The organism is Pasteurella atlantica (assembly GCF_963693435.1).
GTDB lineage: Bacteria > Pseudomonadota > Gammaproteobacteria > Enterobacterales > Pasteurellaceae > Phocoenobacter > Phocoenobacter atlanticus.
Map to the genome: position 1 here is coordinate 564,137 of NZ_OY856306.1, position 23,569 is coordinate 587,705.

A 23,569-nucleotide genomic window follows, 5' to 3' on the forward strand; every position below is an offset into this window, starting at 1 on the left:
ATTTATGTTGCCGTTATTTTTTATAAAAATAGAAAAGTCTGTGCTTATAAGATAAAAAAGCGTGATGATTAAATAAAAATCCTTTAAACTATAGGTATCTGCCTGTAGTTTAGCAATGGAGGTTAAATATGTTAGCTAATTATTCTTGTGCTAATCAAGATGAGAGAGATGTGGCAAAGAAAAGATCTAGAGTATTACTTACTTATCCTAAACCATCACTTTCTTATCGAGGGATAAAATTTTCAGGCACTCGTTTTTCTATTAAAGATATGGATAAAAAAATGCAAAAAGAATTGATTAATCAGGTTAAAACACAACCAAGTACTCAAACAGAAGAAACATTTGAGCAAGCTCCTTCTTTCAGTGATGTTACTTCTGAAAAAATAGTTACTGCATCAGATTTACATATGAAAAAAAGAAACTCATCTGTAAAATATATTCGCTGGGCAATTGTTTTTTTAATTATACTGTTATTAGGCGTCGTATTTTGGTTATTAAAACCAAATGAGCCTCAAAAAATGAAAGAGTTACAAACCCAGCAAAGTAATAATTTACCTATTGAATTTCATCCTATTGATGAAAATGAGGCTAAGCGACAGAAAGAAGAGCAGTTATTACAAGCACAGAAAAGTCAGACAGTAGAACCTAAAGTATTACAGGTAAATCTTCCATCAGAGGAAAAAGTACCAACGGTAGTAGATATTGAGGTTATTTCTGAACCCGAGACTTTTCCTCAATCAAACTTAGATCCTATAGTAGAGGCTCAAGAACCTAAAGTAACAATTAAAAATAATGATGCATTAGTAACATCTACCACAAAAACCTTAACGATGAAAAGGGGTGTTTCATTAATGCAACTTTTCCGAGATAATCATTTAAGTATTGCTGATGTGAATGAAATGGCAAGAGTAAAAGATGGAAGCAAAATATTTCAACATTTAAATGTTGGGGATAAAGTTATCGTTCAATTAAATGATAAACGAAGAGTTATTATGATGGATGTAAAAGGTGGACGCTTTATCCGTCAATCAAATGGCACATATATTTATAAAAGATAATTTAAAATCAAAAGAGTGAGTTTTTACTCACTCTTTTATTTTGTGAGAAAAAGATGAATATTTTAATTATTGGACCTTCTTGGGTGGGCGATATGATGATGTCCCACTCCCTTTATCAACAACTCAAAAAAAACTATCCAAATTGTCAAATTGACGTAATGGCACCCGACTGGTGTCGTCCTTTATTATCTCGTATGCCTGAAATTCGCAAAGCCATTACAATGCCACTCGGACACGGTGCATTTGAATTACGTAAGCGGTATGATTTAGGAAAAGATTTGCAAAATCAATATGATATGGCGATAGTGTTACCTAATTCACTAAAATCAGCGTTTGTACCATTTTTTGCAAAAATTCCTGTAAGACGTGGTTGGAAAGGCGAAATGCGTTATGGATTATTAAATGATTTACGCAACAACAAGAATGATTATCCGATGATGGTGCAACGCTATGTTGCCCTTGCCTATGAAAAAGGGCAAATTCCAAACGCTGAGAAAATCAATATTGACTATCCTTATTTAAACGTTGAAAAACAACAAGTTGAGCAATCACTTACACAATTTGAAAAGCAATTTGCTTATGCAGAAAATAGAAAAACCATCGGATTTTGCCCAGGGGCGGAATTTGGTCCTGCAAAACGTTGGCCACATTATCATTATGCAAAATTAGCCCAACTTTTGATTGAAAAAGGCTACTCGATCAGTATTTTTGGTTCAGCCAAAGACAATGCAGTTGGGGAAGAAATTCGTTCCACTCTGACCGAAAAACAGCAACGTTACTGTATTAACCTTGCAGGACAGACTAACTTAAACCAAGCCGTTGATCTGATTTCCACCTGTCGTGCTGTTGTGAGTAATGACTCAGGTTTAATGCACATTGCGGCTGCTTTGGGTAAACCGCTCGTTGCCCTTTATGGTCCAACAAGCCCACAATACACGCCACCACTTTCTGAAAAAGTGAAAATCATTCGCTTAATTGAAGGGGGGTTGATCAAAGTTCGTAAAGGCGATGCCGAGCAAGGTTATCATCAAAGTCTAATTGATATTCAGCCTGAAACGGTATTGAATGAATTGAATAAATTATTAACAGAATGAAAATCTGTCTTGTAAAAACGTCATCAATGGGCGATGTGATCCACACCTTGCCCGCTTTAACCGACGCACAAAATGCCATTCCTAATTTACAGGTGGATTGGGTGGTTGAGCAGGCTTTTGCTGAAATTCCCAAATGGCACAGTGCGGTCAATCAGGTTATCCCTATCAAAATTCGTCACTGGCGTAAAAATCTGTTTCAGCGACAAACGTGGCTGGAATGGCAGGCTTATAAAAAGCAATTACAAAGCACACAATATGACGCTGTGATTGACGCACAGGGGTTGATTAAAAGTGCTTGTTTAGTGACTTATCTCGCCAAAGGCACAAAATATGGCTATGATAATCAAAGTGCCAGAGAAGGATTAAGCAGTCTGTTTTATGATGAAAAATTTACTATTTCTTATCAGCAACACGCCGTTGAACGGATACGTCAGTTACTCGCAAAAAGTTTAGGCTATCCTGAACCGACACAAATCGGTGATTATGGTATAGCGGACAGATTTTTAGCAAAATTTGCAAATTCTTCACAAAATTCAACCGCTTATAATCCTTATATTGTAGCAATCCACTCCACGACCAGAGCCGATAAACATTGGAATGAAAATTATTGGATTGAAATTATTAAAGAAATTACAGCTCAGCAAATTGAAATCCATTTACCTTGGGGAAATTTAACGGAAAAAGCCCGAGCGGAATGTTTAGCCACAGTATCGCCCTTAGCAAAAGTGTTGCCAAAACTCACTTTAACAGAACTCGCTCAACATATTGCGAACAGCCAAAGTGTGATTTCAGTAGATACTGGGTTAAGCCATTTGACCGCCGCCTTAAACAAGCCTAATATTATTCTTTATGGGGCAACTGATCCAAAATTGATAGGGGCTTACGGTCAAAATCAGCATTATTTACAGGCAGATTCAATGCAAAACATTCAGCCAAGCCAAGTTTTAGACAAATTGAGAGCAGAAAATGCAATTTAAAAATTCACGTCGTTTTTATCGAATTATTGAAACCTTTTTACGCTACGGCATTGATGAGGCAATTCCTGATCATCGTCTGACGAATTCGTTAGGTATCGCTCGCAAAGGGCTATTTTGGATTAAAAATCAACACATGGATAAGCCTTTTGGGGAAAGATTGCGTTTAGCTTTGCAAGAATTAGGACCAGTTTGGATAAAATTAGGGCAAATGCTCTCCACTCGCCGTGATCTGTTTGAGCCTGAATTAGCGGATCAGCTTGCATTATTACAAGACAATGTGGAAGCCTTTGACGGTAAATTAGCTCGCCAAATTATTGAAACCGCCTTAGGGGATAAATTAGAAAAATGGTTTGATGATTTTGATGAAAATGCCTTAGCTTCTGCCTCTATTGCTCAGGTTCACACTGCAAAATTCAATCAAAATCAGCCCCTTGCAGGTAAAGAAGTGGTGCTAAAAGTCATTCGCCCTGAGATTGAACCGATCATCAAATCTGATATTGCATTGATGTATCGCCTTGCCCATTTAATCCCCAAATTATCCCCAGAGGGTAAGCGACTACGTGCCGTTGAAGTGGTGCAAGAGTATGAAAAAACCTTAGCGGACGAGCTGAATTTACGCCGTGAGATGGATAATGCTATTCGTTTAAGAGCGAACTTTCACGAGAGCGAAGAGCTGTATATTCCAGAAATGTACCCTGATTTTTGCCATAAAAATGTGATTGTAATGGAGCGTATTTATGGCATTCCTGTGGCGAATATTGAGGAATTGAAAGCGAATGGCACGGATATGAAATTGCTCTCTGAACGTGGCGTGCAAGTCTTTTTCACACAGGTGTTTAGGGATAGCTTTTTCCACGCCGATATGCACCCTGGTAATATTTTTGTAAACCCAAACCACCCTGAAAATCCACAATATATCGGCATTGATTGCGGCATTGTCGGACAACTTAATCAGCACGACAAACGCTATCTCGCAGAAAGTTTTGTGGCATTCTTCAACCGTGATTATCGCCGTGTCGCCTTAATGCACGTGGAATCAGGTTGGACACCTGCCGATACCGATATTGATGCTTTTGAACAAGCATTCCGAGAAGTATGCGAACCGATTTTTGCCAAACCGTTATCCGAAATTTCCTTTGGACACGTGCTGTTAAACCTGTTTAAAGTCGCTCGTGAATTTAATATGGAAGTGCAACCACAGTTGGTGTTGCTCCAAAAAACCTTGCTTTACATTGAAGGCTTAGGCAGACAAATTTACCCTGAATTAGACTTATGGCAAACCGCCAAACCCTTTTTACAAAACTGGCTTAACGAACAAATCGGTGTCAAAGCAATGTTTAAAGATATTCAGCAACGTTTACCGCAATTTAGAGAACATTTTGCCGAATTCCCAGAGGCAATGTTTAATGCGTTTCAGCAACAAAAACAGATTAACAAACATTTGCAAGCAATCAATCAAAGCCTAGAAAAACAAGCCAAAAGCAGTGAAAAACGCACACGTTGGATTATTGTAGGATTAGCGTTATTAGGTACACTTTGGAAATTTGAAAGTTTACCGATTTGGGTTAGTGTGCCGTTGTTAGTGGCTGAGTTATGGATATTGATGAAATAGGGTGAATGCAATTCTCTCCTACACATTTCAAAACAAAAACCTGTTGCAATGTCTTACAACAGGTTTTTGATTAAGAGAAATTAGTATTTAACTCCTATTTCTTTAAGAAGTTTTTGAGCTTTTTTATGCCCATTTTTTGCAGCTTTTTTTATCCAATAAAGTGCTTTTTTTCCTGATTCTTTAACTCCGTGTCCTTTGTTATACATAGCAGCAAGGCTGTATTGAGCAACAGCATTTCCTTGCTCAGCCGCCTTGGTATACCATTTAACAGCTTGAGTATAATCTTGTTTGACCCCTTTTCCATCATTATACATAAGAGCAAGGTTGTATTGAGCATAATCATCTCCTTGTTCAGCTGCTTTTGTAAACCATTTAATAGCTTGAGCATAATCTTGTTTTACACCGTTACCTCTCGCATACATTACAGCAAGATTGAGTTGAGCATTAGCATCTCCTTGTTCAGCTGCTTTTGTATACCATTTAACAGCTTGAGGATAATCTTGTTTTGCACCTTTACCTGTCTCATACATCAAAGCAAGATTATATTGAGCAACGCTATCACCTTGCTCAGCAGATTTTGTAAACCATTTAATAGCCTGACTATAATCTTGTTGCTCATAATATTGCATACCAAGATAAAACGGATCTTTTTCAGTACTATTTGCAAAACTAACACTAGAAAGAGATAAGGTTAAAATTGCGATTGAAGATATAAGTTTTTTCATTTTATTGTTCCTTATTTTTTAGCTGTTAAATATTAAGCAAAGTAATATTCCTACGATAATCATAGTAGGAAGAAAAGCAAATAAAAATAGTATGGTAGGATGTTTTGGTAAGTTGTAGCCTCCTTGAAAATTACTCAGTTGTGAGCAGGAAATTATAGTAAATATGATAGAAATAATATCTAATGAAAATATCAATATTTTCAGTTCACTTGTAATATTCTGAAATGTAGATAAAAAGGGAATTGATAAGAATGCAATATCTAACATAATGATAATTGTTAGAAATATAAAAAAACTACTAATATTTTTTTTATTTACATTTAATTTATACCATTTTAATTCAGGATTGAGATCTTCATCTTGTTTAGTCATAAAGCGTCCTTTTATTAAATTCGAATTTAAAATAAAAATGTATAAATTCTCAGCACTTAATATGTTTTTTTCCAAAAAGTCTTGCACTTGAATTTATACGGGACACAATTTTATCCGATCCGTCTAGCTATTTTTTAGCTAATTTTTGGTGGGGTATTGAAATATTTTAGAGTGCTAATTATACAATAAAGTCAACTTAAAACAAAGAGTTAAATTGATTTTAGTGATTTTGTTAGCTGTAAAAAAAAACATTGTTATGCAAATAAAATAGGCTCAATCAACTCCATTGTCATAGGCTCACCATTTTGACATAACAATCTCGCTTTATAACAAAGCATTTGCACGCCATTTAATTGTGCGATTTGGCATATTTAGGGTCGATTTGTTCTACTACTTGAAAGGAATTTATTTCTGAATGTAAAATGGCAAACAGCACTATTGCTCTATTTCCTTGATTGGTTCTCTTTGGAAGTTTGAAAGCTTATCGATTTGGGTTAGCGTGCCTTTGTTAATTTTAGAATTTGGCTTGTTATTAAAGTTATTATAAAAAATAAGCGGTTACTTTATGCAAAATTTTTGCAAATTTTGAAACAAATGTCACCGCTTACTGTTTTTTTATTAAAAAACTCGTATAATTAAACAGTTGAATTTTAATTAAAAGGAAAAAATTATGGGTGGAATTAGTTTATGGCAGTTACTATTAATTGTCGTGGTTGTGGTATTACTTTTTGGTACTAAAAAATTACGTTCGCTAGGATCTGATCTAGGTGAGTCTGTCAAAGGCTTTAAAAAAGCAATGAAAGATGAACAGTCTGAAGAGAATCAAATTTCAAAAAAATCCGATCAAGAATAGGTTAATATATGTTTGATATTGGCTTTTCTGAATTATTGCTTATTTTTATTATTGGATTAGTGGTTTTAGGTCCTCAACGTCTTCCTCTTGCAATAAAAACGGTAATGGGGTGGGTCGGTGCTATTAAAAATCTTGCAAATAATGTACGAGATGAACTATCTGAAGAATTGAGATTACAAGAGTTACAAGAAAGTATCAAAAAAGCAGAAAAAATGAATTTACAGAGTTTATCTCCCGAACTTTCTGAAACAATAAGTGATTTAAAACGTTCTGCGAAGGAATTAGAAGAGAGTATCAAAAAAGACATACCTCAAAGAGATGAAAATACACCTTATGAAGATGAGTTAGCCGAATTGGCGGAAGATGATGAGGATATTGAAGAAATATATGAAGATAATTATCCTCAAGAGAAAAAAGAGATAAGAGGGAAAGAGAATGTCAGTTGAACAGTCACAACCTTTAATTAGTCATCTCGTTGAATTACGTAGTCGTTTGTTACATGCACTTGCTTGTATTGGTATTGTTTTTGTTTTATTGGTATTTTGGGCAAATGATATTTATTCATTGTTAGCAACACCTTTAACTGAACGTTTACCCTCTGGTGCAACAATGATTGCGACCAATGTAGCGACACCTTTTTTTACACCAATTAAATTAACACTTGTGGTTGCTGTATTCTTATCTGTTCCTTATATTTTGTATCAAATATGGGCATTTGTGGCTCCCGCTCTTTATAAACATGAAAAACGTTTGGTTTATCCATTACTTGTTTCTAGCACGTTACTGTTCTATGTTGGGGTTGCTTTTGCTTATTATGTGGTTTTTCCATTAGTATTTGGTTTTTTAACCAGTACCACCCCAGAAGGGGTAACAATGGCAACGGATATTGCCAGTTATCTCGATTTTATTTTAACTATTTTTTTAGCTTTTGGTGTGTGTTTTGAAGTCCCTGTTGCTATTATTCTATTGTGTTGGGCAGAGGTAACGACAGTAAAAGATTTAAAAGCAAAACGACCTTATATTATTGTGATTGCTTTTGTTATTGGAATGTTACTTACACCTCCAGATATGTTTTCACAAACATTGTTGGCTATTCCAATGGTTCTATTATTTGAAGTTGGGTTGATTTTTTCTCAATTTTATGAGAAAAAATAAGCATAAACATATATAATTGTAATCTATTACTATTTTAACTAAGGATCTAAAAATGAAAAAACTCGTTTTTTTACTTACTAGCATAATCACTTTTTTACCCGTGTATGCTCAAGCTTCTATTTGTGATGTTATTATACATTCTAGTAAATCTCTTCAGACGACTAGAGATGAAGTACGTAAATATAAGAATTTTAATAATGTAACGATTTTAAAAAGTAAACAGGGGTGGTTTTTAGTTTCTGTTGCAAATCTGAATAAACAAGCATCTGAGAAAATATTAAACAAATGGAAAGCACAAGGAAAAATTCCTGATGACAGTTATTGTTCTTCGGTAAGATATCCGTTATTTGAAAATTCTCCTTACAATAAAAAGACAACTAAAGCCAAGAACATCATTAAAAAAGAGAAAAAGCCAGCAATAAAACCAGAGAAAAACGTTGTTCAAAAAAATAATGATGTTAAGAATGAAAGCATTAAGAAACCTATGCCTCAAAAAGATGTAAATGTTACTAATGAAAAAGCAAAGAATGAAAATATTCAACAGCAAGCAGAAAAAATGGTAACAAGAGGTGATATAGATCCTCAGGCTAAATCAGTTATCTTTGAGTTTAAGAAAAAAATCACAAAATATCAGAAAAATAAATTGAATTTTGTTGATTCTTATAATAAAACTAATAATGCCTTAAATTTAACATTACAATCACCAACACAAGATAATTTGTCACAATATGAAAAATTGTTACAGGATCTTTTTGTGACTAAAAAAGAGTTAATCGAATCCTATAATAATGTGGCGAATGATTATAAAATACACAAAGATTATTTTAATAAAATTAAAGAGTTGGATAAATTACCTTCTTTCTTGAAAAGTGAACGAATGAATATTGAAACGACCTCAAACAAAATTTCAGAAATGAATAATAAGTTATGTCAAAGTGGAAGTTTTAATTGCAATTAATTATAGTTATTGTGCAAATTTGTTATTCATTGTTCAAGATAAGATCGTATTTTTTTAAAAAGATGATCTAATAACCTATTAAATTATTAATAGATATTTAAAGTTAAGGATACAAATATGAAAAAGTTAGTTATTTTACTTGTTGGCATTATCTCTTTGTTGCCTAGTTATATTCAAGCTAGGACTTGTAATATAATTGTCCATTCTAGTACATCTCTTAAAATGGCAAAAGGAGTAATGTTAGTCGCTCAGAAATATAAACATTTTGATAATGTCACTATTTTAAAAAATAACGGGAACTATCTCGTTTCTGTTGCAGATGTTAATAAAGCATTATCTGAGAGAATATTAGAAGAATGGAAAGAGGAGAAAATAATTCCTAAGAATAGTTTCTGCTTAACAAAAAAATATACAAGGGTTCACAGTAAAGCAACAAAGAAAGTGACACCCGTAACGAAAGTTGAGAGAAAACAGTCTAGCACTGCTAAGGGTAAAGTTTGTAATGTTATTATCCATACTAGTAAGTCTCTTCAAACAACGAGAAAAGAAATTCTTAAATATAAACATTTTAAAAATGCTTCTATTTTAAAGAATAAGGAATGGTATTTTGTTTCTGTTGCAAAAATTAACAAACAACAATCAAATAAAATTTTAAAACAATGGAAAGCTCAAAGAAAAATTCCACAGGATAGTTTCTGCTCTACGAGAAGATATAGAACGGTTAATCTTAAAAGTGGTAATAATACGGTTCTAAAAGCAAGTAAAACAGCGAAAAAACTAAATAAAGAAATGAAAGTGACTTCAAAAGTAAAATTAAAACAGGTTAAGCCTCAAAAAACTATGCCTAAGAAGTTAAAAAATAGTACTCAACCACTTAATCCACAAAAGGCGTTGGTATTAGACTTTAATAAAAAAATAAAAATATATCAGAATAATAAATTGAAGCTTATTGATTCTTATAACAAAACCAATAATGCGTTGAAATTGACATTACAATCACCAACACAAGATAATTTGTTAAAATATAAAAAATTACTACAAGGTCTTTTGGTAACTAAAAAAGTGTTGGTTGAATCATATAATAATGTGGCGAATGATTATAGAAAGAATAGAGATTACTTTAATAAAATCAAAGGGGTAGATAAATTACCATCTTTTCTAAAAAATGAAAAAATGAATATTGAAATGATCTCAAATAAAATTTTAGAAATGAAGGGTAAGTTGTGTCAAAATAAAAGTTTTAACTGTAACTAACTATAATCATTATGCATATTTGTTATTCATCTTTTCCAAATCGTCGCTTACGCCGTTTGCGTAAGCACGATTTTAGTCGTCGTCTGGTGGCAGAAAATCAACTAACAGTGAATGATTTGATTTATCCTGTATTTGTGATTGAAGGAGAAAATCAGCGAGTATCTGTACCTTCAATGCCAAATATAGAACGATTAACTATTGATCAACTATTAATTGAAGCAAAGTTACTTGTAAAATATGGTGTACCTGCCATCGCATTGTTTCCAGTAGTAGAACAAGACAAAAAATCATTAATGGCAGAAGAGGCTTATAACCCTGATGGGTTAGTACAACGCACTGTTCGAGCATTAAAGCAGGCATATCCAGAATTAGGCATCATAACAGATGTTGCATTAGATCCTTTTACCACTCACGGTCAAGATGGAATTATTGATGATAGTGGCTATGTTTTAAATGATGTCACCAAAGATATTTTAGTGAAACAAGCTCTTTCTCATGCACAAGCTGGAGCAGATATTGTGGCTCCTAGTGATATGATGGACGGACGTATTGGCGCTATACGCCAAGAACTCGAACAGCACGGCTTTATTAATACACAAATAATGGCTTATTCTGCTAAGTATGCCTCAAATTACTATGGACCTTTCCGAGATGCGGTGGGTTCATCAAGTAATTTGAAAGGTGGTGATAAAAAGACCTATCAGCTTGATCCTGCTAATGGAAATGAAGGGTTACACGAAGTTGCTCTTGATATTCAAGAAGGGGCTGATATGGTAATGGTTAAACCGGGAATGCCTTATTTAGATATGGTATGGCGTGTTAAAGAGCAGTTTGGTGTGCCTACTTTTGCTTATCAAGTTTCTGGTGAGTATGCAATGCATCTGGCTGCCATTCAAAATGGTTGGCTTAAAGAAAAAGAGTGTATAATGGAATCACTACTTTGTTTTAAACGAGCAGGTGCGGATGGAATTTTAACCTATTTTGCGAAACAAGTTGCACAATGGTTATATGAAGATCAATACCGCTAAATAAAATAATTTGAATTTAAGCGGTCACATTTGTAAAAAAATTTGCAAAAGTGACCGCTTGTTTATTTTCTACAAAAGGCTATTTTTATGCAAAAACCTCTCGCTATTTTTTTAATGGGTCCTACCGCTTCAGGAAAAACAGATCTTGCTATCCAATTAAGAAAAAATTTACCCATTGAAGTTATCAGCGTTGATTCAGCCTTAATTTATAAAGGTATGGATATTGGCACAGCTAAGCCAACTAAACAAGAGTTGGCTCAGGCACCACATCGTTTAATTGATATTATCGATCCTGCAGAATCCTATTCTGTTGCAAATTTCTGTGAAGATGCACGACAAGAAATGGCTGAAATTACGATAGCAGGGAAAATTCCTCTTTTAGTTGGAGGTACAATGCTGTATTACAAAGGCTTGGTAGAAGGGCTTTCACCCTTACCTTCTTCGCAACCAGAAATAAGGGAAAGAATTCAAGCTAAAGCGGAAAAAATAGGCTGGGTAGAATTACATAAAGAGTTATTAAGTATTGACCCTGTTGCAGGACAACGTATTAATGAAAATGATAACCAACGAATTGGACGAGCCTTAGAGGTCTTTTATATTTCAGGTAAAACAATGACAGAGTTAATCGCTCAAAAAGGAGAGGTATTACCCTATGATGTTTTGCAATTTGCAATCTCTCCTCAAGATCGAGCTATATTACATCAACGAATAGAACAGCGTTTTCATAAAATGATAGATCTTGGTTTTAAACAAGAGGTTGAGCGGTTATTTGAACGTAAAGATTTACATATTGATTTGCCTTCAATCCGTTGTGTCGGTTATCGCCAAATGTGGGAGCACTTACAAGGTGATATTTCTCTTGATGACGCAATTTTTAAAGGTATCTGTGCCACAAGACAGCTTGCTAAACGTCAAATAACTTGGTTGCGAGGATGGAAAAGTGAGATAGAATGGTTGGATAGTCTAGAACTAGATAATTCTTATATTAAAATGAAAAAGATCATTGAGTTAAAATTATAAAAGGGTATAATTTTATCGATTGATTGTATTTTTATTACTTTTAATCGTACTATTCTTTCGTATAAAACAATAATTAAAAGGAACGATTGTTATGGCAAAAGGTCAATCTTTACAAGATCCATATTTAAATTCACTACGCCGTGAAAGGATTCCTGTTTCTATTTATCTCGTTAATGGAATTAAGTTACAAGGTCAAATTGAATCATTTGATCAGTTTGTTATTTTATTAAAAAATACAGTGAGTCAAATGGTATATAAGCATGCTATTTCGACTATTGTTCCTGCACGAGCAATATCTCATAATAACAATAATCATCCACAAGCTACCCCTCAATCTTGTAATCAAGCAGAGTCTCAAGTTGAAAGTGTCGGTACAGAGTAGTTTTAAGGCTGAAATTTCTTATAAAAACCAAGTGAAAACTAAATTCGTTTGGTTTTTTTTCGTTTATTCAAAAGGATCTAGTACCCTTCTGCGCTAAAATCAGGTAAGAATTCATTTGTTGCAAGACGTTTAACCTCTGTATTTATTGAACCATCTGGATGTAAAACTATTTCTCGCCAACCTTGTGGAATTAAGTCTAAAGTAAAATTATTGCTATTGGGTTTGAATTGAATACAAGTTGAAGGCGTAGATAAAATACGTATACCTTTCCATATTTGATCCATTTCTTGATGAATATGTCCGTGAATAATGGCTTTGATATTGTGATAAGGTTTTATTATTTGGGCAAAATCGTGGACATTGCGTAAACTGTGTTGATCTAACCAAGCAGAATAAGTCGGTAAGATATTATGATGTAATGCGATCAAAGTATAACGCTCTTTGTTTTGCTCTAATTTTGTGTGTAACCAATCTAATTGGTGTGAACTTAATTTGCCGTATGGTACACCAAATACTTGGCTATCTAGCATTAAAATCTGCCATTTATCTCCAATTAAAATTTGTTTTTGTGGGTTAATTTGTGAATACTGTTGTAATGGTTTTTCCATTTGAGCTTGATCGTGATTACCTGGTAACCAAAAAATAGGTTTCTCTAGTGGTTCTACCATTTTTGCAAAGCAGTGATAACCTTGTTCATTATGATCTTGTACTAAATCTCCAGTTGCTAACACAAGCTCAAACTGAAACGGGTTATCTAAAATAGCATCCAGCACAGCTTGAAAACTGTTAGTTGTATTCATTCCTAACAATTGTTCATTTTTTTTCGAAAACAAATGCGTATCCGTAATTTGTAAAATACGGATACTTTCATTTTTTTGAAGTGGTTGATAAAAATAATCCATTACTGATTTCATTAAAAATAAAGTGTAACTACTTTACCTATTTTATAAAAAAAATCAGCAAGAAATGTTTAAATTTGTGAACTAAATCTTATTTATTTTTTAAATTTGTGATAATTTAACTGTAACCACTGCAATCCTAGAACAGCAATTACATTATCGATCTTGCCTTCTTCTATCCATTGATAAGCTATTTCACGCGAGACAATATGCACCAAAATATCTTCATTTTCTTCTTCTAAGCCATAGATTCCACCGACATTAGTTGTATCTACTAATCCTAAATAAATATGTAATTTTTCTGCCATTCCCCCTGGGCTATCCCAAACCGTTAAGGCGTGTTGAATGTTTTCTACTGTTAAGCCAGCTTCTTCCTTACTTTCACGGATAGCGACTTCTTCAGGGCTTTCATCGGTATCTATCATTCCTGCGATCAATTCTAATAACCACGGTGATTTTTTACTTTCAGGTTCATAAGCACCAATTCTAACTTGTTCAATTAAGACCACATTATCTTTAACGGGATCATAAGCAATTAAAGCAGAGGCTGCACCTTTCATTAAAAGTTCTCGACACACTTCACCACTCATTCCACCTGCATAAAGTTTATGGCGAAAGAACACTTTTTTGAGTTCAAAATGCCCTTTATAAACAGTTTCTTCACGTAAGATTTCAATATCTTTTTGATTAAATTGTAAAACTTTACTCATTATTTCTCCTTATTAACTTGATATACAAGCGGTAATATTTTTTCTATTTTTTGCAAATTTCCTTGATGATATTGTGAGATTTCAGGCACAGCTGAACCTTCAAAAAAATAGCACAAATAAAAAGGTAACTGGTTGAAAAAGTGTAATCTTCCTGTGGGACAATATTTACACTCAATAGTTTTCTGAGTAGGCGAATGACTGACCTCTCGTAATTTAACAATGCCCACGCCTTGTGATTTCAAGATTGCTTCTCGTAAGCACCAGCTGAGATAAAAATGCTCAACTAACTTATCAGGATCTTTTAATAAATAGTCTTTTTCTAATTCACTCGCATAATAGTCTAACAAGGCTTTATAGCGACGTGTTTTTTTTGGGGCTTCAATATCAATGCCAACCCTTTTTTTTGATTTGGCATAACTAAAAATAACAGCGACCCAATCCCCTGAGTGACTAATATTAAAATCAATACGTTCATCTGTCACAAAAGGACGACCTGTTGATGTTTTTTGAATATTATTCAGCAAATTGAGATCTAATTGATCTTTTTCAAAGAGTTGTGTCAAAAGAAAACGTGCTGTTTGGCGACTTTTCCATTTTTGAATTTGACGAGAATTAAGATTTGAACTAACCGCTGGAACATTACTTCCCCATAAATATTCATCATTACGAGCAAAGACAATTTCCAAGCGGTCAGATTTCATTGAGTTTTTACCTATTTTTACAAGAAAGTCGCACTTAATTGGAATAGTTTTTCAATATCTTCCACTTGACGTTGATCATTTAAGAATAAAATTAAATGATCTTCTGCCTCAATTTTTATCGATTTATGAGCAATCAATACTTCATCATTACGCACAATCGCCCCAACCACTGCCCCTGATGGTAATTTCAGCTCTTTAATTTCTTTGCCAACCACTTTTGAGGTTTCTTCATCACCATGAGCAATAATTTCTAAACCCTCAACCATTCCTTGATTAAGTGAGGCGACTTTCACTATGTCACCTCGTCTTACATGAGTGAGCAAGGTTGAAATGGTGGTTTGCTGTGGCGAGATCACCAAATCAATTGCACCACCTTGAATTAAGTCTAAATACACATTGCGTTGCACGAGTACAAGGGTTTTCTTCGCCCCCATTCGTTTTGCCAACAATGCTGACATAATATTGGTTTCATCGTCTTCTGTTAAGGCTAGGAAAAGATCAATATTTTCAATATGTTCTTCAAATAAAAGTTCACGATCGGAGGCTTTACCATTTAATACCAATGTTTTTGATAATTTTTCAGCAAGCAATTCCGCTTTTTCAGGATTCTCTTCAATCAGTTTTACACTACATTGATTTTCTAGGGAATTGGCGAGCTTGGTCGCAATATCACCTCCCCCCACAATCATAATACGCTTTGGTTGTTTTTCGAGGCGTTGTAGTTCACTCATTATTGCTTTTATATGCACTTTTTCACACATAAAGAAAACGTCATCATCCGCTTCAATAATCGTGGTTGCTTGTGGCACAATGGTTCGTCCTTGACGAATAATAGAAACAATACGTGCCTCAATATGAGGTAAATGCTCTTTTAGTGCAGAAATTGGATAACCAACCAAAGGACCACCATAATAGGCTTTAATACTGACTAGTGACACTTTATTATCCGCAAAATGAGCGATTTGTAATGCCCCAGAATAATCAATTAGTTGGAAAATTTGCTCGGTAATCAATAATTCTGGTGCGATAATATGATCGATAGGTAATACTTTGTTACTAAATAAAATATCACGTTCACGCACATAATCAGGATTACGAATACGAGCCAGCTTAGTCGGAATTTTAAATAGCGTATAAGCAATTTGGCACGCAATCATATTGGTATCATCACTATTCGTCACCGCCACCAACAAATCCGCATCGCTTGCCCCAGCTTCTCGTAAAATACGAGGTGACGCACCGTTGCCTTGAATAACCTGCAAATCGTGTTTAGCTTGTAAGCCTGCTAACATCGTTTCATCATCGTCAATAATGGTAATTTCATTATCTCTTACAAGGTTCTCCGCAAGGCTTGAACCCACTTGTCCTGCACCTAAAATTATAATTTTCATAATAACTCTTTAATTATCTGTTTTTATTAACTTCGCATAAAAGAAACCATCGCCACCTTGTGCGTTCGGGAAAAACTGTTTCATTGTAACCTTTTCACCATTAAAATCCATTTCAACCAGTTTAGCATTAGCGGTATTTTCTACAAAACGTTGAATTTGTTCGCTATTTTCATCAGGTAAAATCGAACAGGTTGCATAAAGTAGCGTGCCGTTTGGTTTTAAACGTTGCCACATTGCATTGAGGATTTTCGTCTGTAATTTCACTAACTCCGCAATATCACTCTCTTTACGTAACCATTTAATATCAGGGTGTCGGCGAATAATTCCCGTTGCGGAACAAGGCACATCTAATAAAATACGATCAAACATTAGCTCTTTTTCTAACCATAAATCAGGCTGACTTGCATCGCCACAAATCACAGTTGCGGTTTGATTTAAACGTTGTAAGTTCTCGCTCACACGTTTTAAGCGATTTTTTTCAATATCTAAGGCAATCACGTTAGCTTGCGGTGTTTGCTCTAAAATATGGGTCGTTTTGCCACCCGGTGCGGCACAAGCATCTAAAATCAGTTCCTCATTTTGTGGTTCAAGCAATTTCGCTGACCATTGCGCGTGTCCGTCTTGTACTGTCACAAAGCCTTTCTCAAAATCTGGTAAGCTTGACACCACCACAGGATTATTGAGCATAATCGCACAATCAGGCACGCAACAAGCGGTCACATCTTGCGAACTTTTTGCAAAATTATCCCCTAATCTGACCGCATATTCGTCCCTCGTAGAATGCTGAGCGTTTACTCGCAACCACATCGGTGGACGATCATTATTGGCATCAATAATCTCTCGCCAGTTTGGATAGGCTTTTTTCAACTTATTCACAAACCATTCAGGGTGATTGGTTTGCCAGTTTTTGTCAACGATCGCCAAAATGCTCTCTTGTTCACGTAAAAATTGGCGTAACACACCGTTGATTAATCCTTTAAAACTTTCTAACTTTAATTCTTTACTCGCATTAACTACCTCGCCAACTGCTGCGTGAGTAGGTACTCGCATATATAAAATTTGGTATAAACCGACTAATAACAAACAATGTACTAAACGTGTTTTCCCTTTCAATGGCTTTGCCACCAACAAACGAATAATCCACTCTAAACGAGGCAACACTCGACACACGCCAAAGGTAATTTCCTGAACAAAAGGGATATCTTTTTCCGCTAATTTAGGCTGAACCTCCACCATTAACGCCGAGAGGGATTGCCCTTTGTCTAGTACTTGTAAAATAAGTTGTGCTGCCACAGCACGAGATGATTGTTTTTTCATTAAAACTCGATCTAAATTTGTTGTAATTTTTCTCTAAATATTAACCGCTAACTTTACCATTTTTTTGGGGGGAATTATAGCGGTATGATTTCAATCATTTTTTACCATTTTTTTCTATCCAATTTTTCCCGGCAAGTAAAATTCCTAACCCAATAAATGCACCGGGTGGAAGTACTGCGAGTAATAAACCTGAGTCAAAATTAAAAATATCTAAACGCAATTCTTTTGCCCAGTCACCCAGCAATAGATCTAAGCCGTCAAATAAGGTGCCTCTGCCGATTAACTCACGCATCGCACCTAATACCACCAACACAAGGGTCATTCCCAATCCCATTGCAAAGCCATCAAAAGCAGAGTGTATAACCGAGTTTTTAGAGGCATAGGCTTCAGCTCGTCCAATTACAATACAATTAGTGACAATCAATGGAATAAAAATACCTAGCGATTGATAAATAGGATAAGCAAAAGCATTCATCAATAATTGAATTGCCGTTACCATTGTGGCGATAATCATTACATAAATAGGAATACGGATATCGTGAGGCGTAAATTTTTTGAACAGTGAAACAAGGGTGTTAGTACAAATTAACACCATTAAGGTTGCTATTCCTAAGCCTAAGGCATTAGTCACATTATTAGATACTGCCAATAAAGGGCATAATCCTAATAATTGTACTAATGCACCATTATTTTTCCACACACCATCTTTGAGTAATTTTTTCCATTCTGAAGAGGGGGCTGGTGTATCTTCAATTTGTTTAATGGGAATTTGATTTTCTGTCATTTTTATTCCTAATTACAATCTGGAAATGTTCTAATTAATTTGGGTTGCAACAGTAAGGTTGTTACAAACCACTTCGCACTTTCTCGTACATTATTAACTACCGCTCTTGGTGTAACTGTCGCACCAGTAAACTGATCAAAAGTACCGCCATCTTTCTTAACGAACCACTGTTTTTCATTATTTTCTAACAGATAGGCCGTTAATGTTGCTCCTGTCAGTTGATCATATTTACCACCGTATTTATTTTCGGAAATCTCATTTAAACTGAGTTTTTTTCCATTAAAGGAGAGGATCCAATCTGATATTCTAATATCAATTTTATCTCCCAATCCCGGTGTTTCATTATGAGTTAGTACTCGTACTCCGAGTACTTTTACACTTTTTTCTAAACGATCAAGTTGAAAGCCTTCCAGTAATACAATATCACCAGCATAGCCATTGGGTGCGGTACTTTGAATAGCATAAGCGGTCACTTTATTCCTTTTTTTTGCAAAATATATTCTATTTAAGAAAGGATAGTCTGCTAATTGTATTTTTTTACAAGTGGCTAAAATATCATTATCCATTATGTTGTGAGGAATAACTTCATTTAAAAATTGACGCTGTTGCTGTGCGATAACATTATCAATTTTATCTTTTGTCAGCCAATAAATACCCACAGAAAAAGAAGTACAAACCAATGCAACTGTTGCTAAGATAAAAGCATAACGCATTGAAATATTAAACGGTTTCATCTTATCTCCTTTTCCCTAACTTAGTGCCATATAAACGTGGTTGAGTATAATGATCTATTAATGGAACACAAATATTGGCTAGTAAAACAGAGAAAGCAACCGCATCAGGGTAATTTCCATAATAACGAATGATATAAAGTAATAACCCAATCAAGGCTCCAAAAATTAACTTACCTTGAGGAGTAGTAGAGGCAGTGACAGGATCCGTTGCAATAAAAAACGCCCCGAACATCATTGCTCCACTGAGTAATTGAGCATAAAAACTTAAGTGAGAAGTCACATCAGCAAGGAGCATATCAGTTAAGAATGCACACAACGTGAACACACTTAACATTGCAACAGGAATTTGCCAATGAATAATACGTTTATAGAGTAACACCAATCCACCCAATAAAAATGCCACATTTACTTGCCACCAACCTTGTGCGACATCCCAACTTCCTTTAATAAAAATTGGCGATTTTACAAGATCATAATAAGCGAAATCAGGATTACAATCAGAACATAAACTAGCATAAAAGGTTTTTGCACTGTCTAATGGCGTTGCTTGAGAAATACCATCAACTTGACTAATTAATTGGTATAAATCAACACCTTGAGTAGTCACCCCTGAAAAAACTAACGATAAATGATCACTAAAATTAAGGGAATGTTTCAATAGTTCAACAGGCACTGCCCACGAAGTCATTTGTACTGGAAAAGAAACTAACAACAACGCATAGCCTACCATTGCAGGATTAAAAATATTTTGCCCCAAACCACCATAACAATGTTTCGCTAACAACAATGCCGCTAAGGTTCCAATCACAATAATCCAGTAAGGTGCATAAGGTGGAATTGCCATTGCCAGCATCATTGCTGTGACTAACCCCGTCAAATCTGCTAAATAATAAGCGGTTGGTTTATGGCGTAATTTTGCAACAGCCAATTCAATAAAAGTTGCCAAACTCAATGCAATACTTATTTGAATAAGTACACCATAACCAAAATAGTAACACTGCACTGCCAATGCAGGTAACATCGCCCCCATTACCCATAGCATAAATTTTGCAGTGAGATTGCTGGAGTGAGTATGTGGAGAGCTTGCCATTTTAAACATTATCATCTTCCTTTCTATTATTCTTTTGTGCTTCTTTTTTTGCTTTAGCTCTTGCTATTGCTTGTGCGACAGCAAGTTTACGAGGGTCTTGTTCTGTTTGTGTCGTGCCTGTTTTTGCAGATTGTTTCTCAGAAGTGACCGCTTGCTGTTCTTTTTGTTGAGCTTCTTTTTTCGCTTTAGCTCTTGCTAATGCTTGTGCCACAGCAAGTTTACGAGGATCTTGTTCTGTTTGTGAGGTTTCATTTTTTGTAAATTGTTGCTCAGAAGTGACCGCTTGCTGTTCTTTTTGTTGTGCTTCTTTTTTCGCTTTGGCTCTTGCTAAGGCTTGTGCAACAGCCAGTTTACGAGGATCTTGTTCTGTTTGTGAAGTTTCATTTTTTGCAAATTGTTGCTCAGAAGTCACCGCTTGTTGCTGTTTGGCTAAGCGTCTAGCTTTGCGTAGTGCCATTAACTCACTGTTATCTGGCTCACCTGCAATCGTTGTTTTAATTGCTTTAATTCCTACTTTTTGAGCTTGCTCTTTTTTTGCTTTTAAGCGAGCGAGAGCCGCTTGAACAGGATCTTCTCCCTGCTGTTTTGATATCTGTTCACGACGTTTATCAGCCGCTTCTTGAATACGTTTTTCTCGTGCTTCTTTTTCTTTTTGTAAACGAGCTTCACGAGCCTCAAAGCGTTGTTTTGCCTCTAACGATTGTTTTTCTTTACGCTCAATTTCAGCAATTTCGGCTTTTTCATCTCTAAAATATTGTACCAAAGGAATATTACTCGGACAGACAAAAGCACAAATTCCACATTCAATACAGGCGTCCAAATTATAAGCTTTTGCTTTATCGTGATCTTTAGCTCGAGAATGCCAATATAGTTGTTGTGGCAACAAACCAATCGGGCAGGCATCAGAGCAACTTGAACAACGGATACAATTACGCTCTAACTCTTCATCGCTATATTCATCCACATTAGGTGCAATCACACAGTTTACGGTTTTGGTTACCGGCACTTGTAATGTTGGTACACTAAAACCCATTAAAGGTCCACCGATAAGAACAGGGAAACATTTACTTTCTTCAAATTGTACTTGTTCCAATAAATAATTTAATGGCGTACCTAATCTCGCCCACACATTGCCTTTTTGCCCAATGCGATTACCTGTTAATGTCACCACTCGTTCAATCAAGGCTTCATCATCCATCACCGCACGTTTTACGGCATAAGCTGTTCCCACATTGTGCATAACAATACCCATTTCAATCGTACGTTTGCTTTGTGGAATTTCAAGTCCTGTTAAAACTTGGACTAGCTGATCCGATGATCCTGATGGATATTTAGTTGGTATAACACGCAGTTGAATATTTTTTGCATTTTTTAAGGCAGATCGTACCGCTTTAATTGCGTTGGGTTTATTATCTTCAATCGCAATAACCACTTCTTGAGGTTGTAATACATATTGTAAAATCTCAATGCCTTCAATCATTTCAGCGGTATAATCTTGCATTAAGCGATCATCACAAGTGATATAAGGCTCACACTCTGCACCATTGATAATCAACAGTTCACAACGCGTATCCGCATAATGTAATTTTGATGAAGTGGAAAATACCGCTCCGCCTAACCCTGCAACACCTTTTTGGTAAATTTTATCAATAATCGTACCGCTATCATATTGAGTATAATCAGTGATTGGATAACGCTCAAACCATTTATCTTCACCATCGGCTTGAATAACCACCGTTAATTCAGGTGACGCATTGATATTGGTTGAAATATGCTCACCAATGGCAATCACTCGCCCTGACGTTGGAGAGTGAACAGGTAATTGTCTAAAATTCTCTCCTTGAGTTAAAGGTTGTCCTTTTAAGACTTTATCCCCCTCTTTAACGATTAAATCCCCCGCAGAACCAGAGTGTTGCACCACTGGCACATAAAAATGGCTTGGCAATGCCAAATGTTTAATAGGCGTTTGATTTGATTGTGATTTCATCTCTGGTGGATGTATGCCACCGGGGAAATCCCACAATTTATTTTGGCGGATACGACTTACTGCATCATTTTTCATTATCGCCTCCCACCACTATTCTTTTTTGTATTTCTGTGGTATTGACAATAGGAATAATCAAGTTTTCATCCAGTGTCCAATTTCTTTTTGGTGTTGCTTGTTTTGATTTTATCATTTTAATACAATCCGTTGGACAAGGTGCAACACAAAGCTCACAGCCAGTACATAACTCAGGGATAATGGTGTGCATTGCTTTATTTGTACCAATAATCGCATCAACAGGGCAAGACTGAATACACTTAGTACAACCAATACACATATCTTCTTCAATAAAAGCCACCATTTCTTCAGGTGCTTCCCCCTCCATTTCAGGCGGTTCAACGCCCATTAAATCAGCTATTTTAATAACTAAAGGAGGTCCACCCGGTATACATTTCGTAATATCATCGCCGTTGGCAATCGCCTCCGCATAAGGCTTACAGCCTGGATAACCACATTGAGCACATTGACTTTGAGGCAGGATTGCATCAATTTTTTCAACAATAGGATCGGCTTTAACCTTTAATTTTATTGAGGCGTAACCAAGAATTGCTCCTACAATAAGAGCAATAATGGTTAAAATGGCGATAACATAATAGGTCAGCATTAGATTTTAACCAACCCTGTAAAGCCCATAAAGGCAAGGGACATCAACCCAGCGGTAATTAATGCAATAGAAGATCCTTGAAAAATATGAGGAACATCTGCTGCGGCTAAACGTTCACGTAAAGCAGCAAATAACACTAAGACTAATGAAAAACCCGCTGCTGCACCAAAACCATATAATACTGATTCCACTAGGTTGTTGGATAAATTCACATTTAATAGAGCCACCCCTAACACGGCACAATTTGTGGTAATCAAGGGTAAATAAATACCTAATAGGCGATAAAGAGCGGGACTGGTTTTATGTACTAACATTTCTGTTAATTGTACGACGACCGCAATAATCAGAATAAAGGCAAGGGTTCGTAAAAATTGTGCATTAAAAGGGGCAAGAATATAGCTTTCAATTAAATAGGCAGAAAGTGACGCAACGGTTAGCACAAAGGTTGTCGCTAACCCCATACCAATCGCTGTTTCTATTTTTTTAGATACACCCATAAAAGGGCAAAGCCCTAAAAACTTTACTAATACAAAGTTATTAATTAAGGCTGTACTAATAATTAATAAAAGATAATCAACCATATTCCCACAATACTTTCCAAAAATGGTGACCATTATCGCATTTTTTAAGGGATTGGGGTAGGTTTTACCGATATTTTCATTTGGTATAAAAATAAGCAATTGAGTAACCCCCTCCCTAACCCTCCCCCGCAAGCGGAGGAGGGAATTTTCAGCTTATACTATTATTCCACCTCTGCAAGTGGAGGAGGGAATTTTCAGCTTATACTATTATTCCACCTCTGCAAGT

Annotated in this window: 25 protein-coding genes and 1 pseudogene; 12 read left to right on the forward strand and 14 right to left on the reverse strand. The window is 35.4% G+C overall.

All coding sequences use genetic code 11. The annotated features are described in order from the left end of the window. Positions 1 to 128: 128 nt before the first annotated feature. The 4 genes from U9966_RS02725 to ubiB are packed head-to-tail and all read left to right on the forward strand — an operon-like array spanning position 129 to position 4,741. Positions 129 to 1,058: a LysM-like peptidoglycan-binding domain-containing protein gene (locus U9966_RS02725; protein ID WP_306346647.1), complete on the forward strand. Its 930-nt coding sequence runs from the start codon at positions 129 to 131 to the stop codon at positions 1,056 to 1,058. Positions 1,059 to 1,111: 53 nt separating this feature from the next. Further along, on the forward strand, positions 1,112 to 2,152 hold the full coding sequence (gene waaF, locus U9966_RS02730; protein ID WP_306346646.1) for a lipopolysaccharide heptosyltransferase II: 1,041 nt from the start codon (positions 1,112 to 1,114) through the stop codon (positions 2,150 to 2,152). Continuing rightward, positions 2,149 to 3,129, forward strand: coding sequence for a lipopolysaccharide heptosyltransferase RfaC (gene rfaC / locus U9966_RS02735; RefSeq protein WP_306346645.1), 981 nt, complete (start codon positions 2,149 to 2,151; stop codon positions 3,127 to 3,129). The genes waaF and rfaC overlap by 4 nt, the downstream gene beginning before the upstream one ends. Then, a complete protein-coding gene (ubiB, locus tag U9966_RS02740; protein ID WP_306346644.1) occupies positions 3,119 to 4,741 on the forward strand; it encodes a ubiquinone biosynthesis regulatory protein kinase UbiB in 1,623 nt (540 codons plus the stop codon). Before rfaC ends, ubiB begins: the two co-directional genes overlap by 11 nt. 80 nt (positions 4,742 to 4,821) lie before the next feature. Here the strand turns inward: ubiB and U9966_RS02745 are convergent, their stop codons facing one another. The 3 genes from U9966_RS02745 to U9966_RS10220 form a co-directional block, all read right to left on the reverse strand. Next, positions 4,822 to 5,466 carry a tetratricopeptide repeat protein gene (locus U9966_RS02745; protein WP_306346643.1) on the reverse strand — a complete coding sequence of 215 codons (645 nt, stop codon included), beginning with the start codon at positions 5,464 to 5,466 and terminating at the stop codon, positions 4,822 to 4,824. Positions 5,467 to 5,484: 18 nt separating this feature from the next. Next, positions 5,485 to 5,838 (reverse strand): hypothetical protein, encoded by a 354-nt coding sequence (locus U9966_RS02750; RefSeq protein WP_306346642.1) that lies wholly within the window; start codon positions 5,836 to 5,838, stop codon positions 5,485 to 5,487. 349 nt (positions 5,839 to 6,187) lie between these two features. Continuing rightward, on the reverse strand, positions 6,188 to 6,274 hold the full coding sequence (locus U9966_RS10220) for a hypothetical protein (RefSeq protein ID WP_407675196.1): 87 nt from the start codon (positions 6,272 to 6,274) through the stop codon (positions 6,188 to 6,190). Positions 6,275 to 6,508: 234 nt separating this feature from the next. On the opposite strand from U9966_RS10220, the gene tatA reads away from it, so the two are divergent. The 8 genes and pseudogenes from tatA to hfq all read left to right on the forward strand — a co-directional run bounded on the left by tatA (position 6,509) and on the right by hfq (position 12,488). Beyond that, positions 6,509 to 6,691, forward strand: a complete 183-nt coding sequence (tatA, locus tag U9966_RS02755; protein WP_211597255.1) for a twin-arginine translocase TatA/TatE family subunit — start codon at positions 6,509 to 6,511, stop codon at positions 6,689 to 6,691. A gap of 8 nt (positions 6,692 to 6,699) precedes the next feature. Beyond that, positions 6,700 to 6,987: pseudogene (tatB, locus tag U9966_RS02760) on the forward strand (Sec-independent protein translocase protein TatB); the annotation flags it as partial. 139 nt (positions 6,988 to 7,126) lie between these two features. Continuing rightward, positions 7,127 to 7,846 carry a twin-arginine translocase subunit TatC gene (tatC, locus tag U9966_RS02765; protein ID WP_306346641.1) on the forward strand — a complete coding sequence of 240 codons (720 nt, stop codon included), beginning with the start codon at positions 7,127 to 7,129 and terminating at the stop codon, positions 7,844 to 7,846. Positions 7,847 to 7,898: 52 nt separating this feature from the next. Further along, complete coding sequence (locus U9966_RS02770) at positions 7,899 to 8,804, forward strand: hypothetical protein (protein ID WP_306346640.1); 906 nt, start codon at positions 7,899 to 7,901, stop codon at positions 8,802 to 8,804. Positions 8,805 to 8,921: 117 nt separating this feature from the next. Further along, positions 8,922 to 10,058, forward strand: coding sequence for a hypothetical protein (locus U9966_RS02775; RefSeq protein ID WP_306346639.1), 1,137 nt, complete (start codon positions 8,922 to 8,924; stop codon positions 10,056 to 10,058). Between the two features lie 11 nt (positions 10,059 to 10,069). Continuing rightward, on the forward strand, positions 10,070 to 11,086 hold the full coding sequence (gene hemB / locus U9966_RS02780; protein ID WP_306346638.1) for a porphobilinogen synthase: 1,017 nt from the start codon (positions 10,070 to 10,072) through the stop codon (positions 11,084 to 11,086). Positions 11,087 to 11,173: 87 nt separating this feature from the next. Further along, positions 11,174 to 12,106: a tRNA (adenosine(37)-N6)-dimethylallyltransferase MiaA gene (gene miaA / locus U9966_RS02785; RefSeq protein WP_306346637.1), complete on the forward strand. Its 933-nt coding sequence runs from the start codon at positions 11,174 to 11,176 to the stop codon at positions 12,104 to 12,106. A 91-nt stretch (positions 12,107 to 12,197) separates the two neighbouring features. Then, on the forward strand, positions 12,198 to 12,488 hold the full coding sequence (gene hfq, locus U9966_RS02790) for an RNA chaperone Hfq (protein ID WP_211597261.1): 291 nt from the start codon (positions 12,198 to 12,200) through the stop codon (positions 12,486 to 12,488). A gap of 77 nt (positions 12,489 to 12,565) precedes the next feature. On the opposite strand, the gene cpdA is transcribed toward hfq, so the two are convergent. From cpdA to rsxA, 11 genes are all read right to left on the reverse strand, one after another. Further along, positions 12,566 to 13,390 carry a 3',5'-cyclic-AMP phosphodiesterase gene (cpdA, locus tag U9966_RS02795; RefSeq protein ID WP_306346636.1) on the reverse strand — a complete coding sequence of 275 codons (825 nt, stop codon included), beginning with the start codon at positions 13,388 to 13,390 and terminating at the stop codon, positions 12,566 to 12,568. A 92-nt stretch (positions 13,391 to 13,482) separates the two neighbouring features. Continuing rightward, the gene (nudF, locus tag U9966_RS02800; RefSeq protein WP_306346635.1) at positions 13,483 to 14,097 is read right to left on the reverse strand and encodes an ADP-ribose diphosphatase; all 615 of its coding nucleotides are present in this window, start codon (positions 14,095 to 14,097) and stop codon (positions 13,483 to 13,485) included. Further along, positions 14,097 to 14,798 (reverse strand): 4'-phosphopantetheinyl transferase family protein, encoded by a 702-nt coding sequence (locus U9966_RS02805; protein WP_306346634.1) that lies wholly within the window; start codon positions 14,796 to 14,798, stop codon positions 14,097 to 14,099. Before U9966_RS02805 ends, nudF begins: the two co-directional genes overlap by 1 nt. A 17-nt stretch (positions 14,799 to 14,815) precedes the next feature. Then, positions 14,816 to 16,189, reverse strand: coding sequence for a Trk system potassium transporter TrkA (gene trkA, locus U9966_RS02810; RefSeq protein WP_211597265.1), 1,374 nt, complete (start codon positions 16,187 to 16,189; stop codon positions 14,816 to 14,818). A gap of 9 nt (positions 16,190 to 16,198) precedes the next feature. Continuing rightward, a complete protein-coding gene (gene rsmB, locus U9966_RS02815) occupies positions 16,199 to 17,506 on the reverse strand; it encodes a 16S rRNA (cytosine(967)-C(5))-methyltransferase RsmB (RefSeq protein WP_306346633.1) in 1,308 nt (435 codons plus the stop codon). 94 nt (positions 17,507 to 17,600) lie between these two features. Further along, positions 17,601 to 18,290: an electron transport complex subunit E gene (locus tag U9966_RS02820; protein WP_306346632.1), complete on the reverse strand. Its 690-nt coding sequence runs from the start codon at positions 18,288 to 18,290 to the stop codon at positions 17,601 to 17,603. An 8-nt stretch (positions 18,291 to 18,298) separates the two neighbouring features. Further along, a complete protein-coding gene (rsxG, locus tag U9966_RS02825) occupies positions 18,299 to 19,024 on the reverse strand; it encodes an electron transport complex subunit RsxG (RefSeq protein ID WP_211597278.1) in 726 nt (241 codons plus the stop codon). Between the two features lies 1 nt (position 19,025). After that, the gene (rsxD, locus tag U9966_RS02830) at positions 19,026 to 20,123 is read right to left on the reverse strand and encodes an electron transport complex subunit RsxD (protein ID WP_306346631.1); all 1,098 of its coding nucleotides are present in this window, start codon (positions 20,121 to 20,123) and stop codon (positions 19,026 to 19,028) included. Continuing rightward, a complete protein-coding gene (gene rsxC, locus U9966_RS02835) occupies positions 20,116 to 22,176 on the reverse strand; it encodes an electron transport complex subunit RsxC (protein ID WP_306346630.1) in 2,061 nt (686 codons plus the stop codon). The genes rsxD and rsxC overlap by 8 nt, the downstream gene beginning before the upstream one ends. After that, the gene (rsxB, locus tag U9966_RS02840; RefSeq protein WP_306346629.1) at positions 22,166 to 22,762 is read right to left on the reverse strand and encodes an electron transport complex subunit RsxB; all 597 of its coding nucleotides are present in this window, start codon (positions 22,760 to 22,762) and stop codon (positions 22,166 to 22,168) included. Before rsxB ends, rsxC begins: the two co-directional genes overlap by 11 nt. Then, complete coding sequence (gene rsxA / locus U9966_RS02845; protein ID WP_090923003.1) at positions 22,762 to 23,343, reverse strand: electron transport complex subunit RsxA; 582 nt, start codon at positions 23,341 to 23,343, stop codon at positions 22,762 to 22,764. The genes rsxB and rsxA overlap by 1 nt, the downstream gene beginning before the upstream one ends. Positions 23,344 to 23,569 lie beyond the last annotated feature (226 nt).